Source organism: Legionella sp. PC1000, assembly GCF_014109805.1.
GTDB lineage: Bacteria > Pseudomonadota > Gammaproteobacteria > Legionellales > Legionellaceae > Legionella > Legionella resiliens.
Genome location: NZ_CP059400.1, coordinates 97,131 through 110,682, shown reverse-complemented (window position 1 = coordinate 110,682; position 13,552 = coordinate 97,131). Strand labels below are relative to the sequence as shown.

Here is a 13,552-nt window from a genome sequence, read left to right as displayed (position 1 = left end):
TTCCTCTTTTTGTTTCACAAATATTGATCAGTCATGAATCTTGAAAAATTATATGATGTTATTGTCGTGGGTGGTGGACATGCGGGCACCGAAGCCGCTTTAGCATCTGCACGAATGGGAGCACAAACTTTATTACTTACTCATAACATGGATTTGCTTGGTCAGATGTCATGTAATCCTGCCATAGGAGGAATTGGGAAAGGACATTTAGTGAAAGAAATTGATGCCCTGGATGGGGCTATGGCAAAAGCCACAGATAAGGCAGGAATTCAATTTCGTACCCTTAATGCTTCTAAGGGGCCAGCCGTTCGTGCTACTCGCGCACAAGCTGATCGCGTGCTTTATCGACAAGCTATTAGAGAACAACTACAAACTCAAGAAAATCTGACTCTGTTTCAACAAGCTGTTGATGATTTATTGATCGAAGGAGAGCGTGTTACTGCTGTTGTTACCCAGATGGGCCTTATCTTACGAGCGCGTGCTGTAGTACTAACCGTTGGTACTTTTTTGGGAGGCAAAATTCATGTGGGTATGAATCAATATGCAGGGGGGCGTGCAGGTGATCCCCCTTCGATTGCATTGGCAAAAAGTTTGCGTGATCTTGATTTGCCCGTTGGTCGTTTAAAGACTGGAACACCGCCCCGGATCGATCGTCGTTCATTAGATTACAGCCAGATGACTGTACAGCCTGGGGATACGCCCATACCCGTTTTTTCTTATCTGGGTCATGTTAGTGATCACCCTCAACAAGTAGCGTGCCATATTACCCATACAACCGAAGCAACCCACGAAATTATTCGTAATAACCTGCACCAGTCTCCTATGTATGCGGGAGTTATTGAAGGGGTTGGACCTCGTTATTGCCCCTCTATAGAAGATAAAATTGTTCGTTTTGCGGATAAATTATCCCATCAAATATTTGTCGAGCCTGAGGGATTAACTACTGAAGAAATCTATCCTAACGGCATTTCTACGAGTCTTCCTTTTGAAGTACAAGTCCAGTTTGTACGGACAATTAAAGGGTTTGAAAATGCCCATATCACTCGACCTGGTTATGCCATAGAATATGATTATTTTGACCCTCGTGGGTTAACTTCATTCTTGCAAACCAAACCCATCCCCAACTTGTTTTTTGCAGGGCAGATCAACGGAACAACAGGCTATGAAGAAGCTGCGGCACAAGGAATTATTGCAGGCATGAATGCTGCCTTGCTGATACAGGAAAAGGAACTTTGGTGTCCGCGACGAGATGAAGCTTATATAGGTGTGTTGATTGATGACCTGATCACTTGCGGTACCCAAGAACCCTATAGAATGTTCACTTCCCGTGCTGAATATCGCTTACTTCTGCGGGAGGATAATGCAGATTTACGTTTAACCGCTAAAGGCAGAGAATTAGGCATAGTAGGCGAGGAACGTTGGCAACATTTCTCCGCAAAACGCGAGGCAATAGAATCGACTCAGGCTTTACTACATAATACTTGGGTACGAGTAGGCCATAACGAATGCTTTAAAGATATCCTGCTTAATCCCATGCAACATGATAATAGGGCCTCAGAGTTTCTCAAACGCCCTGAAATTAATTATCAGCATTTATTAATGCTCGATGATTTAAACTTGCCTAAACTAGCAACTGAAGTCAGTGAACAAATAGAAATTCAAAATAAATATGCAGGCTATATCGAGCGACAACAACAAGATATAGAAAAAATGCGTAAACATGAAAATACTTTATTACCAGAATCGTTAGATTATAGTGAAGTGACTGGATTATCTAATGAAGTGATTCAAAAGCTAACCAAGATAAGACCATCTACTTTAGCCCAGGCCGGTCGTATTTCAGGAGTCACTCCTGCTGCCTTGTCGCTACTTTTAGTGCATTTGAAAAAACAGCGAATTGAGGTATGAAAGAACAAATAACGCAGATACAACCACTACTTAGAGAGGGTTTACATCAATTTGATATGGAAGAACTTAGCGCTTCTTTATCTGATTATTTATTCTTACTTAACAAGTGGAATTTAGCTTATAATCTCACTGCAATCCGTGATCTTGAGTCTATGGTCGGTAAACATATATTGGATAGCCTGGCTATTTTACCTTGGCTTAAAGGCAATCACATCATTGATGTAGGAACAGGAGCAGGCTTACCGGGTATTCCTCTTGCACTGGCAAGACCCGACTTAAGCTTTGTTTTATTAGATTCTAATGGTAAAAAAACTCGTTTTCTGGCAGAAGTGAAACGACAGCTAAATTTAACAAATGTTGAAATTGTTCAATTTAGAGTCGAAAACTACCACCCGACTCAAGGTTTTGATACAGTATTAAGTCGAGCTTTTAGTAGCCTTGAACAAATGATTCAGTGGACGCAACATCTTATTGCTGATAATGGAATTTGGTTGGCAATGAAGGGACGTTATCCTGATACAGAATTGCATGAGATCAACCAAAGTTGCAAGATAGAGCGTTATACTGTGGCAGGTGTTGAAGGCGAGCGTTGTTGCGTCATAATTGAAAATCAACCTGGAAAGTAGCAATGGGCCTTTACAGTTTCTTACTTACCCGGGTTTAACCAAGGAATAAATCATGGCAAAAGTTATAGCCATTGCCAATCAAAAAGGCGGAGTAGGCAAGACCACTACTGCGATTAATTTAGCGGCTTCTTTGGCAGCAAATCGACAACAAGTTTTACTGATCGACTTGGATCCCCAAGGCAATGCCACCATGGGTAGTGGCGTCGATAAAAGCCAATTGGTGCATACGACTAATGATGTCTTACTTCATGATTGTCTTGCGAATCATGCATGTCTTTCCACAACAAGTGGTTATGATTTAATACCCGGCAACGATGATTTAACTGTTGCGGAAGTGAGTCTGATGGAACGCAATCATCGTGAAACTTTCCTCTATAAGGCATTGCAACCCATTCAAAATAATTATGACTTTGTGCTGATTGATTGTCCACCCGCGTTGAATACGCTGACAATTAATGCTTTTGTTGCTGCGGATTCTGTTCTTATCCCCATGCAATGCGAATACTATGCTCTGGAGGGGTTGGCTGCTCTGCTTTCAACTATTGAGCAAGTTAAAGCTTCGGTAAATCCTCGATTGCATCTTGAGGGAGTGTTGAGAACCATGTACGATGCGCGTAATCGATTGTGTTCTGAGGTGTCAAAGCAACTCATAGAACATTTTCCAACTAAAGTCTATAGAACCGTAGTACCGCGTAATGTCAGACTTGCTGAAGCACCAAGTCATGGATTGCCAGCCTTACATTACGATAAAACATCTCCAGGCGCAGCAGCCTATATGGTACTCGCCTCTGAGTTGATTAATAAACAGACTGTTGCAGGATAATTGGGGTAATTTATGACAGTAAAACGTAGTAGTTTAGGGCGTAACTTATCCGCTTTATTAAGTCAATCAAATAGTATTCTTTTAAATGAAAAACCGCAAACTGAAATTCTTAAACTTGCGGTTGAGTGTTTGCAACCTGGAAAATATCAACCCCGTGGTGAAATGGAAGAAGCTCCCCTAATGGAACTTGCCCAGTCAATCAAAAAACAGGGTTTGCTACAACCTCTTTTGGTTCGTGAACTGAATACTGGCCGCTATGAAATTATTGCCGGCGAGCGGCGTTGGCGTGCAAGTCAGTTAGCTGGACTCACAGAAGTTCCAGTTATTTTGAAGCAAGTTGATGATGAAACAGCGATGGCTATGGCCTTAGTGGAAAATTTGCAACGTGAAGATTTGAATGCGATGGATCAAGCGCGAGCCATGCATAGACTCACGCATGAATTTTCTTTAACCCATCAACAAGTTGCAGATCTCTTGTGTAAGTCCAGAACTGCGGTAAGCAATTATTTACGACTACTGGCATTATCACTCGGTGTCAAAAAGCTTTTAGAACATGGTGATCTGGATATGGGGCACGCACGTGCTCTGCTAATGCTAGACGAAGAACAACAAAATCAAGTGGCTCAACTTATCGTTGCTAAGAACTTATCCGTGCGTGAAACTGAAAAGCTCGTTGAGCGGATTAAATCGGGTAAAACAAAAGAAGAACAACAGCCTATAGATCTTGCTCACTATCAAGATCAATTGAAAAATCTCTCACAACATTTGCAAACACCCATTAAGCTTAAACCTGGCAAATCAGGTAAAGGCTCCTTAGTCATCCATTATGATAACGAACACAGTTTGCAAAACATTATTGATCAGCTTATTAGTGCATACTAACTGCTTAACTGTATTTGTAGCCTTGGTTTAGCGCAACGAAACCGGATTTGGTTGATGTTGAGTAATAGCCCAGGCTCGACAGTTGGATTGAGCACTTACGGTGTTGATTGGCAGTATTTGCTTCGGCTTTTCATTTTCTATGAATCAGATTCGCCCTCAATCCTCCCCAGTAAAGTTTGGAAGAGGTTTCTTGAACTTCTGAAAAAATAAATAATTAGGCTACAATTTATTATATAAGCTGGTTATATTGCTTGGAGACTGCAATGTTAATTCAGCCTGTTCAACCCGTATACATTCTAATAAAAATTGGCGACGAAGAATATTCAGGCCAACTTCTCAGTTTATCTGAAGAAAACATTGAGTTTAAATGTGATGCGTATATTGAAAAATATATCGAGGTCTCTTTTTTAGCAAAGCATTTCCGGGGTCAAGCAATCATTCAGGAAATTAAATTTGAGCATTCGTTCTTTACTTATCAGTTAACAATTCGTGAAATCCAATTCCAGCCTGGTTTATTGATCAATACGCGCTTATAGGACTCTCAATGTACGATAGCAACGAGGGCTGCCCATTTACCCCTAAGTCTTTCTGAATCTTCGATACATCGCTGAAAAAACAGTCCGGCTACTCCGACATACCGCAGACAAGACTCGGGCGTAGGCAGGGATGTGGTTAAGGGACCGGGAGTCTCTTGCAGGAAAAATGAGTTAGATGTGTTAACATGCTGGGCTTTCAAACAGCCCAGCCTATGTTGGATATCGATTTATTTATAACCAGTAAACAAAAACAAACAGGAACAACCAGACCACGTCCACAAAGTGCCAATACCATGCTACCCCTTCAAATGCAAAGTGACGTTCTGGCGTAAAATGACCCCGTTTGCAGCGAATGGTGATTACAATCAACATAATTGTACCAATGGTTACGTGCAACCCGTGAAATCCTGTGAGCATAAAAAACGTCGTTCCATAAATACCTGAAGCTAAAGTTAAATTCATCTCGGTATATGCTTCATGATACTCATAACTTTGTAATGCTAGGAACGTCACCCCCAATGCAATAGTTAAAATCATCCCGAGAATTAACTGCTTTTGCTTCTGTAATTTTAAAGCCCAATGTGCCCAGGTAATGGTTACCCCTGAGGTTAATAAAATAAGTGTATTTATTGCTGCTAACCCCCAAGCTCCCATTGCTTCATGTGCTCCAGCAAAAATTTGATTGTCCGGATTAACAAGCACAGGCCAGGTTGCCTCGAAATTAGGCCAGAGAGTAAAGTGGGTAATTGGATGTACTTCGCCACCTAAAAGTGGAACTGACCAGAGTCGGGTGTAGAACAAGGCACCGAAAAATGCTCCAAAAAAGCAGACTTCAGAGAAAATGAACCAGCACATCCCCCAACGAAATGATCTATCAACTTGCTCGTCATAGACTCCTTTCGAGTTCTCATAAATTACTTGGCCAAACCAACCAAATAGCATAAAAACCATGATTGCAAAACCAATGGTGAATATGTAGGGACCATACCAGTCATTATGAAGCCAAGATGCAGCACCCACGAGAGTAGTAGTTAACCCAATTGATGCAACCAAAGGCCAATGACTCGGTTTAGGGATATAATAAGTACCATGTCCTCCCATTATATTTCAATCTCCTGTTCCAATAATCTGTTTTTCAAAGCACTCTTTAGTGGAAGAGCGTAATCTATAAATTGTTCGACCTGCCAATTTTGATTTGCAGCATACAGTTATTTTGTGTGTTTAACATAAAGTTCTATACATTCAAAATATGGAGCCGCATATCAACCTTTGTCTGTTACATCAAATAAAGTATAAGACAGCGTAACCGTCTGTACTTTTTTGGGTAAATCCGCATCCAGATGAAATAACAAAGGCATATTCATTGCTTCATGTCCATTCAATGTTTGCCGCGCAAAGCAAAAACACTCTGTCTTTTTCAGATATTTAGCAGCGATACCCGGTGTAACGCTGGGTATCGCCTGTACAGTCATCTGATGATCCGTCTTATTCTCTGCATAAAATGACAGCTTGGCTATTTCGCCAGGATGTACCTTGATTTTTCGCATTTTTGGATAGAATGCCCAAGGAACACCACTATTATTTGTAGCAACAAATTCAACGGTTATTTCTCTACTTTTATCTACTTTAGCTTTGCTTACATCATATGCTACCGCTTCAGGATTTGTTTTACCATTAATGCCCAATGATTTACACAAACTGTTGTAAATGGGCACTAATGCAAATCCAAAGGCAAACATCCCCAGCACGAGGCCGGATAATATAACGAGTAGTCGGTGATGCCCATTTTGTTTTTTCATACAGCTAACCTATAAATCTAACTTGGGCGGAGTGGTAAAAGTATGGTAGGGAGGTGGCGAAGGTAATGTCCATTCTAAGCCATATGCACCTTCCCATGATCTTGCAGCAGCAATATCTTTTTTAGTACCCTTTTTCCTTATGGTAGCAATTACATTATATAAAAATAAGAGCTGTGTGAATCCAAAAATAAAGGCACCAATTGAAGAAACCATATTGAAATTAGCAAATTGCAATGCATAATCCGGGATTCTTCTTGGCATGCCTGCTAATCCTAAAAAGTGCATTGGAAAGAAGGCTACATTTACCGAAATAACAGACAGCCAAAAGTGCCATTTACCTAACAGTTCGTTATACATATGCCCGGTCCACTTAGGAAGCCAGTAATATGTAGCGGAAAATAGGGCAAAAATTACACCTGGAACCAGAACGTAATGGAAATGAGCCACGACAAAATAACTATCTTGATATTGGAAATCTGCAGGAACCAACGCAAGCATCAGTCCTGTGAATCCTCCTATAGTAAACAAAAATACAAATGCCAATGCAAATAACATGGGTGTTTCAAAAGTCATAGAGCCACGGAACATAGTGCTTACCCAGTTAAATACTTTAATGCCGGTGGGAACCGCAATAAGCATCGTGGTATACATGAAAAATAATTCTGCGCCCAGAGGGATACCTGTTGTAAACATATGGTGCGCCCAGACAATAAATGACAAGATAGCAATACTGACTGTAGCATAAACCATAAAGTAATAGCCAAATAAAGGTTTACGGCTAAAGGTAGGGATAACTTCAGAGATAACCCCGAAAGCAGGCAATACGAGAACATACACTTCAGGATGTCCAAAAAACCAGAATACATGTTGGAACAATATGGGATCACCACCACCGGCCGCGCTAAAGAAGCTGGTACCAAAATGACGATCAGCCAGCATCATGGTTACCGCTCCAGCCAATACAGGCATAATTGCAATCAATAAAAAGGCAGTAATTAACCAGGTCCATACGAACATTGGCATTTTCATCAGGGTCATGCCGGGGGCACGTAAATTTAATATAGTAGCAATAATATTAATTGAACCCATAATGGATGAAAGACCCATCATATGTATCGAGAAAATCATAAAGTCGGTGCTTGGAGGTGCATAAGTAGTCGAGAGAGGTGCATACATGGTCCAGCCAAAGTTAGGACCGCCTCCAGCATGGAATGTAGTTGAAAGTAATAATGTAAAAGCAAAAGGTAAAATCCAAAAACTCCAGTTATTTAAACGTGGCAACGCCATATCGGGAGCGCCTATCATCATTGGAATTTGCCAGTTTGCCATTCCAGTAAATGCCGGCATTACCACCCCAAACAACATGATTAAGCCATGCAGGGTAGTCATTTGGTTAAAGAAATTAGGATCAACGAAACGATGTCCTGGCTGAAATAATTCTGCCCGAATAATTAAGGCCATGCCACCCGCTAAAAAGAAGCTGAACATTGCAAGCCACAAATAAAGTGTGCCTATGTCTTTGTGGTTTGTAGTAAACAGCCAGCGTTTTATAAATCCTAAGACGCCCTTACCCTGTTCAGGACCATGATCGTCATGTTTCTCATCGTGCGCTAATGTATAACTACTCATTGCAAACCTCCAGCTTGAACTTTATTAACCATGGTTGGTTGTTGATTAGCTTTCTGACGTTGTGTAGCAACCTCTGCGGCTTGAACTACATCATTAGTGTTGTTGTCCCAGGCATTGCGCTCATATGTAGCAATTGCAGCAATTTCTTCATCTGTAAGTTGATCTTTATAAGGCTGCATTGCTGAGCCGGCAACACCATTAAGTATTATATCTAGATGCCGTGAAACAGGATGACCGGTCGCTACTGAACTGGCCCTAAGAGCTGGGTACATAGGCGGGATACCCCTACCGTCAGGTTGATGACATGGGGAACAAAATTGTTCATATTTTTGCTTGCCAAAAGCAAGAAACTCATCACGTGTCATCGTTTTCTGTGGAGCGGCAACAGCTTCCCCTTGAGTATACTGATCACCGGTTTTTGTTTGCGCAGCTACCCACTTATCAAAATCTTGCTGATTTACTGCTTCAACAACTATAGGCATGAATCCGTGATTCACCCCACAAAGCTCGGCACATTGACCTCGATAAGTTCCTGGTTTATCTATTGTAGCCCATGCCTCATACATAAAGCCGGGTATCGCATCACGTTTAATACCTAATTCGGGAACCCACCAAGAATGAACCACATCATTTGAAGTCACTAAAAAGCGAATTTTCTTATTAACAGGCACAACCAATGGTTTATCTACTTCCAATAAATACCACTCATTTTTTTTCTGTTTATTTTGAATTTGTGCAAAAGGCGTGGATAAGGTGCTAAAAAAGCTAATTCCCTGATCAAGATACTCATACTGCCATCGCCACTGGTAGCCCACTACTTTTATAGTTAGTTCTGACTGTTTTGTATCATCCATGCGAATTAAAACACGTGTAGCAGGTATTGCAAGTCCAACGAGAATCAAGAAAGGTATAATCGACCAGACAACTTCCAAGCGAGGATTATCATGAAATGATGCAGCCTTATATCCTTTGGATTTCCTATGATGGATCATGGAATAGATCATAACGCCGAATACCACGACCCCAATAATGGCGCAAACTGCCATACACACCATATGTAGGTAATATGCATCTTTACTGATGGGAGTAACCCCTCGATACATATTTAATTGCCAAAAATCCACAGCGAATATTGGTTGGCTCGCAGCCCAGATACCTAGCATCGTTAATAATCTACAGATCTTTAACCTGTTTAACATCCCCATTCCTCGTCTTGTCAAGAAGCCAGACTGACCTGGCTCCAATTTATTTTTATACATTTTTAACTTTTGATCTTCCCCCGCAATCAAGTGAGGGCTCTATTCAATCAATTAGGCTACCATAATGAGTAGTTCCCATCAGTTTTAGATTGACTGACCATGTATTTTACTGCCTCGATAATTTCGTTTGTTGTGCATTGATTACAGCCTCCATTTTTCGGATGATCTTTTCCATGAACAGTATTTTCAATCAATACATCTACATTTTTTGCAATCAGGGATTTCCATGCTTCTTTATCGCCAATTTTAGGTGCCCCGTCTTTTCCATCATTATGACACGCAGCACAATGCGCGTTATAAACGGCTTGACCACTTTCAGGGTATTTTTTTGCACCACCAGACTTGAGATCCAATAATTGTGTGCGAGTCAATGATTCATTGAGTATGAAATCCACAGCTGAAATAATATCGTTATCGGAACACGTCACGCAGGCACCTTTAACTGGCATAAAGTTAAATCCATCGATTGCATGACGATATAGTCCAGTTAATCCGCTGCTTTTTAAGCGTTCATACCAACTTGCCGAACTCCCCAACAATGGAGCACTCATCGCGCCATCTTGGTGACAAATCACACACGCAGTGAAATAAACTTGCTTTCCACGATCGAGGGAGGGAGGATCATTTGAAGGCGGTAGCCCTAAAGGTTCTTCGCTGACAACTGTTTTAAGGTAGGTCGCGACAGCCATTCTATCTTCGTCAGTTAAGTACATCAGACTGTTACGATTAACTTCAGCCATAGGACCCGCTACTCGCCCTGCATTGTTAATGAGCTTATCATATTTGAATACATCGGCGACCTGTTCATGAGTTGCACTTTCCAAACCATACTTAGTAATGTTTGGCGCCCAGTAGCCATCAATAAATCCACCAGTCAGGTAATATCTGTTCTTTGGCGCTCCGAATGGATTTAATGGAGTATGGCACATACTGCAATGGCCTAAGCCATCTACGATATATTTTCCACGGTTCCACTCAGGAGATCTTCCTTTTTCATATTGAAACTCATGTCCTTCAGGAAAGAAAAATAATAAGTTCCATCCCCAAAGGGTAAAGCGAGCACCAGGAACATTAAAGGGGAAGGGTAACGATTTGTTAGGTAAATTAACGGGCGGTAAGCTCATAAAATAAGCATATAGAGCACGCGCATCTTCCTCGGTGGTTTTAGAAAAATACACATAAGGGAATACGGGAAAATAATTTCTTCCTTTGGGATCGCGACCTTCTTTAAGTGCACGGATAAAATCTTTTTCAGTCCAATTACCGATTCCTGTTTCTTTATCGGGAGTAATGTTAGGACTATAAAATGTTCCGAAAGGAGTTGCGATAGGTAACCCACCTGCATAAGCGGGCGTGCCTGCTTTGACATTCGTATGGCAGGAAATACAGTCGCCCATCTTTGCCAAATATTCTCCACGCTCAATTAAAGTCTGTTGTTCACCTGTGGCTGGAGCAGTAGGTGGATAGACAGGATAATATCCGTCATGAATTTGTAATTTCTGTTGGGCAGGCGCAGCATTTTCTGCATGTAGTAATTGACCTGCTAGACCAAGCACCGTCAGAGTTGCAGTGACGATTAGCTTTCTTAGTAACAAAGAGCCCACGCTCCCTCCTATTTGTTCTTATTTTGTACGCTTCTCTTGCGGAGACAGAATAATCGACGCATTTTATACTCCACAATGCATAAGTTGCAATGTTATAATCGCTATCTTTGATTTTTTTTAATATTGCAATTATGTTTGTTTATCTCAATGGTTTGTTTTTAGGCTTATCTTTGATCATTGCTCTAGGGCCGCAAAACGTCTTTTTGATTAAACAAGGCGCACAAAAAAATCATGCGATTCTTTCTGCTGTCATATGTTTTATCTGTGATTTTATTTTAATTTGCTCCAGTATTGCAGGCTTGCACAAATTGCTTCAGCTTCGTCCTGTTCTGCAAATATGGATGATGCTGTTAGGCACACTTTTTTTACTTTTTTATTCCGCCAAAACCTTAGCCAACGCATTTTCCAAATCATCGGAAGATGCAGAAAATATACACCAACCACGCAACAGAGCCCAAATCATTCTCTTAGCTTTGGGGTTTAGTATCCTTAACCCGCACGCAATTATTGATTCGCTGGTCATTATAGGTGGTGGCAGCAGCGGATATCCAAATCAGGAACCTATTTTTTTACTGGGTGTGCTCACATCAAGCTTTGTCTGGTTTAGTTCATTAACCTTTACAGCACTATATTTTTCTGACGTTTTGACCAAAGCAAATGTATGGAAAGGAATTGAGCTAATTAGCGGCATGCTAATGGCTTTCATAGGTATTAAACTCGGTACGGATTGTTTAAGCTTAATTTCAGAGATAATTGGGAAATCAATTTAATAGAAAGGGCCAATCAGTGTGTCGCCAATTGACCCAGTGGAATGACACATAGCAAGTCCAACCTCGCAACGCGAATATCTCATAATCATTTATTCATGTCAATCAGGAGTGCTCGCCCAAAAACATTTTCCATTGTTGTTCTTACTTACTTCAGTTAAACTCAAAGCTTTTATAAATATTGAGCAATACATGTTTTACGGTGACACTATTCAAGAAACACGACACATGTTTTTTTCCAGCTGGGAAAAATATCAACATCAAAAACTGCTGTCATCCCTAGAAAATGAAATTGTTCAAGTGATATTGGCTCATCCTGAATATCATAAGATACTTGAGAATCAGAATAAATTTCAGCAGCAATCTTATTTTCCCGAGTCAGGGGAAGCAAATCCATTTCTGCATATGGGTCTTCATCTTGCGATTAGAGAGCAAATCGCTACTGACCGTCCTGTTGGGATTCATGAAATTTATAAAAATTTAATCAAAAAATACAAAGATCCATTATCCGTAGAGCATTTAATGATGGAGCAATTAGCCGAATGCTTATGGCTCTCACAAAAAAATAACCTCCCCCCTGATGAACAAAAATATCTGCAAACATTAGCCAGCCTTTGAATTATTTTATTAACTTATAGTTCTTGACCCCTCCCCCTACGCACCGCGCTTTATGCGTGGTATTCAGGAGATCTTGTCTTTAAACATAAATTCAAAAGTTCATCAAAACATTTTTCTGGATACCACGCATAAAGCGCAGTACGTAGCAAAAAAGGAATTTACGAGGATCTCTCAATGCTGTCCGCATCCACGGAACCTGTCTTTCAAACAGAAACATAAAAGTGCATCAAAGCATTTTTTTGGATATCGCGCGAATGGAAGTAATGTTAACCCCCCTTCATCAACAGAAAAGATGAGTTTTCGTTATGCCCCGCTACATCATCCTGCGGTTCCGTTTGGTATTCAAGAATATCTCCAGGCTGACACTGGAGATAGGCACAAATTGCTTCCAATGTCGCAAAGCGTATTGCCTTAGCTTTACCATTTTTTAAAATAGACAAATTCGCTTCAGTAATCCCTATTGCTTCTGCCAATTCTTTAAGCCTGCATTTGCGTTTCGCCATCATCACATCCAAATTAACAATAATAGACACGAGAATATTCCTTAAATTGTTAATTGCGTTTCTGATTTTAGTTGATGTGCTTCCTGAACAATCCAGGATGCAACTAAAATAATAAAAGCCGTAATTAAAGTAGATAAATTCGCTGAATTCAAGGTAAGACTGGCAAGACGTTCGCCTTTAGGGTTAGCAAAAGTAAGGGCTGCAGTCATAAGCGGTTGATAAAATAACTGCACCAACTCACCCAAAATCATGTAAATACTTACCTGTTTAATTAATTTGATATTTTCCTCTTCAAACAGATAACCGCTCTCAAAAAGATGGAATAGCTTGGCTAATTTATGGCAAATTAAAATGGTGATGGTCAGCGGCATCCATTCAATCACCAATACGATAAACCGATGCAGCCAAGAAAAATGGGATGGGTCACGGATCTGTTCTGTAGAAATTAAAGAAGACCAGGCTCCTATATAACACATCCAATCGAACTTAAATAAGATTAAAAAGGTTGTAATTAAGGGAATGAGCCAGCAAAGAGCACAAAATAGCAGGTAAAGAATATGACTGGTTTTTTTTATTTTTTGCATGATAAATACCTATG

The 13,552-nt window shown here is 40.5% G+C and carries 14 protein-coding genes; 7 read left to right on the top strand and 7 right to left on the bottom strand.

Features of this window, described 5'->3' with window-relative positions; genetic code table 11:
* The first annotated feature begins 33 nt into the window (after positions 1-33).
* The 5 genes from mnmG (at position 34) to FOLKNPGA_RS00495 (ending at position 4,775) form a co-directional block, all read left to right on the top strand.
* Positions 34-1,908, top strand: a complete 1,875-nt coding sequence (gene mnmG, locus FOLKNPGA_RS00515; RefSeq protein WP_182351258.1) for a tRNA uridine-5-carboxymethylaminomethyl(34) synthesis enzyme MnmG — start codon at positions 34-36, stop codon at positions 1,906-1,908.
* Complete coding sequence (gene rsmG, locus FOLKNPGA_RS00510; RefSeq protein ID WP_182351257.1) at positions 1,905-2,534, top strand: 16S rRNA (guanine(527)-N(7))-methyltransferase RsmG; 630 nt, start codon at positions 1,905-1,907, stop codon at positions 2,532-2,534. The genes mnmG and rsmG overlap by 4 nt, the downstream gene beginning before the upstream one ends.
* Before the next feature lie 52 nt (positions 2,535-2,586).
* On the top strand, positions 2,587-3,357 hold the full coding sequence (locus FOLKNPGA_RS00505) for a ParA family protein (protein WP_182351256.1): 771 nt from the start codon (positions 2,587-2,589) through the stop codon (positions 3,355-3,357).
* 12 nt (positions 3,358-3,369) lie between these two features.
* Positions 3,370-4,239 carry a ParB/RepB/Spo0J family partition protein gene (locus tag FOLKNPGA_RS00500; RefSeq protein WP_182351255.1) on the top strand — a complete coding sequence of 290 codons (870 nt, stop codon included), beginning with the start codon at positions 3,370-3,372 and terminating at the stop codon, positions 4,237-4,239.
* Between the two features lie 263 nt (positions 4,240-4,502).
* A complete protein-coding gene (locus tag FOLKNPGA_RS00495) occupies positions 4,503-4,775 on the top strand; it encodes a hypothetical protein (protein ID WP_182351254.1) in 273 nt (90 codons plus the stop codon).
* A 231-nt stretch (positions 4,776-5,006) separates the two neighbouring features.
* On the opposite strand, the gene FOLKNPGA_RS00490 is transcribed toward FOLKNPGA_RS00495, so the two are convergent.
* The 5 genes from FOLKNPGA_RS00490 to FOLKNPGA_RS00470 form a co-directional block, all read right to left on the bottom strand.
* On the bottom strand, positions 5,007-5,876 hold the full coding sequence (locus FOLKNPGA_RS00490) for a cytochrome c oxidase subunit 3 (protein WP_182351253.1): 870 nt from the start codon (positions 5,874-5,876) through the stop codon (positions 5,007-5,009).
* A 161-nt stretch (positions 5,877-6,037) separates the two neighbouring features.
* The gene (locus FOLKNPGA_RS00485) at positions 6,038-6,574 is read right to left on the bottom strand and encodes a cytochrome c oxidase assembly protein (protein WP_182351252.1); all 537 of its coding nucleotides are present in this window, start codon (positions 6,572-6,574) and stop codon (positions 6,038-6,040) included.
* Between the two features lie 9 nt (positions 6,575-6,583).
* Positions 6,584-8,203 (bottom strand): cytochrome c oxidase subunit I, encoded by a 1,620-nt coding sequence (gene ctaD / locus FOLKNPGA_RS00480; RefSeq protein WP_182351251.1) that lies wholly within the window; start codon positions 8,201-8,203, stop codon positions 6,584-6,586.
* The gene (gene coxB / locus FOLKNPGA_RS00475) at positions 8,200-9,402 is read right to left on the bottom strand and encodes a cytochrome c oxidase subunit II (RefSeq protein WP_182351250.1); all 1,203 of its coding nucleotides are present in this window, start codon (positions 9,400-9,402) and stop codon (positions 8,200-8,202) included. The genes ctaD and coxB overlap by 4 nt, the downstream gene beginning before the upstream one ends.
* 116 nt (positions 9,403-9,518) lie before the next feature.
* The gene (locus tag FOLKNPGA_RS00470; protein WP_182351249.1) at positions 9,519-11,066 is read right to left on the bottom strand and encodes a c-type cytochrome; all 1,548 of its coding nucleotides are present in this window, start codon (positions 11,064-11,066) and stop codon (positions 9,519-9,521) included.
* 131 nt (positions 11,067-11,197) lie between these two features.
* Between FOLKNPGA_RS00470 and FOLKNPGA_RS00465 the strand changes: the two genes are divergently transcribed.
* Both FOLKNPGA_RS00465 and FOLKNPGA_RS00460 read left to right on the top strand, forming a co-directional pair.
* Positions 11,198-11,836, top strand: coding sequence for a LysE/ArgO family amino acid transporter (locus FOLKNPGA_RS00465; RefSeq protein WP_182351248.1), 639 nt, complete (start codon positions 11,198-11,200; stop codon positions 11,834-11,836).
* 189 nt (positions 11,837-12,025) lie between these two features.
* Positions 12,026-12,451: a DUF1841 family protein gene (locus FOLKNPGA_RS00460; protein ID WP_182351247.1), complete on the top strand. Its 426-nt coding sequence runs from the start codon at positions 12,026-12,028 to the stop codon at positions 12,449-12,451.
* A gap of 266 nt (positions 12,452-12,717) precedes the next feature.
* Here FOLKNPGA_RS00460 and FOLKNPGA_RS00455 read toward each other — a convergent pair whose 3' ends face one another.
* Positions 12,718-12,984, bottom strand: a complete 267-nt coding sequence (locus tag FOLKNPGA_RS00455; protein WP_182351246.1) for a helix-turn-helix transcriptional regulator — start codon at positions 12,982-12,984, stop codon at positions 12,718-12,720.
* Between the two features lie 11 nt (positions 12,985-12,995).
* Positions 12,996-13,538 carry a DUF2975 domain-containing protein gene (locus tag FOLKNPGA_RS00450; RefSeq protein ID WP_182351245.1) on the bottom strand — a complete coding sequence of 181 codons (543 nt, stop codon included), beginning with the start codon at positions 13,536-13,538 and terminating at the stop codon, positions 12,996-12,998.
* Positions 13,539-13,552: the final 14 nt, after the last annotated feature.

What these genes read in the sequence shown, in the direction of transcription:
- mnmG (WP_182351258.1), top strand. Translation starts at nt 34, where the DNA reads ATGAATCTTGAAAAATTATATGATGTTATTGTCGTGGGTGGTGGACAT.
- rsmG (WP_182351257.1), top strand. Translation starts at nt 1,905, where the DNA reads ATGAAAGAACAAATAACGCAGATACAACCACTACTTAGAGAGGGTTTA.
- FOLKNPGA_RS00505 (WP_182351256.1), top strand. Translation starts at nt 2,587, where the DNA reads ATGGCAAAAGTTATAGCCATTGCCAATCAAAAAGGCGGAGTAGGCAAG.
- FOLKNPGA_RS00500 (WP_182351255.1), top strand. Translation starts at nt 3,370, where the DNA reads ATGACAGTAAAACGTAGTAGTTTAGGGCGTAACTTATCCGCTTTATTA.
- FOLKNPGA_RS00495 (WP_182351254.1), top strand. Translation starts at nt 4,503, where the DNA reads ATGTTAATTCAGCCTGTTCAACCCGTATACATTCTAATAAAAATTGGC.
- FOLKNPGA_RS00490 (WP_182351253.1), bottom strand. Translation starts at nt 5,876, where the DNA reads ATGGGAGGACATGGTACTTATTATATCCCTAAACCGAGTCATTGGCCT.
- FOLKNPGA_RS00485 (WP_182351252.1), bottom strand. Translation starts at nt 6,574, where the DNA reads ATGAAAAAACAAAATGGGCATCACCGACTACTCGTTATATTATCCGGC.
- ctaD (WP_182351251.1), bottom strand. Translation starts at nt 8,203, where the DNA reads ATGAGTAGTTATACATTAGCGCACGATGAGAAACATGACGATCATGGT.
- coxB (WP_182351250.1), bottom strand. Translation starts at nt 9,402, where the DNA reads ATGTTAAACAGGTTAAAGATCTGTAGATTATTAACGATGCTAGGTATC.
- FOLKNPGA_RS00465 (WP_182351248.1), top strand. Translation starts at nt 11,198, where the DNA reads ATGTTTGTTTATCTCAATGGTTTGTTTTTAGGCTTATCTTTGATCATT.
- FOLKNPGA_RS00460 (WP_182351247.1), top strand. Translation starts at nt 12,026, where the DNA reads ATGTTTTACGGTGACACTATTCAAGAAACACGACACATGTTTTTTTCC.
- FOLKNPGA_RS00450 (WP_182351245.1), bottom strand. Translation starts at nt 13,538, where the DNA reads ATGCAAAAAATAAAAAAAACCAGTCATATTCTTTACCTGCTATTTTGT.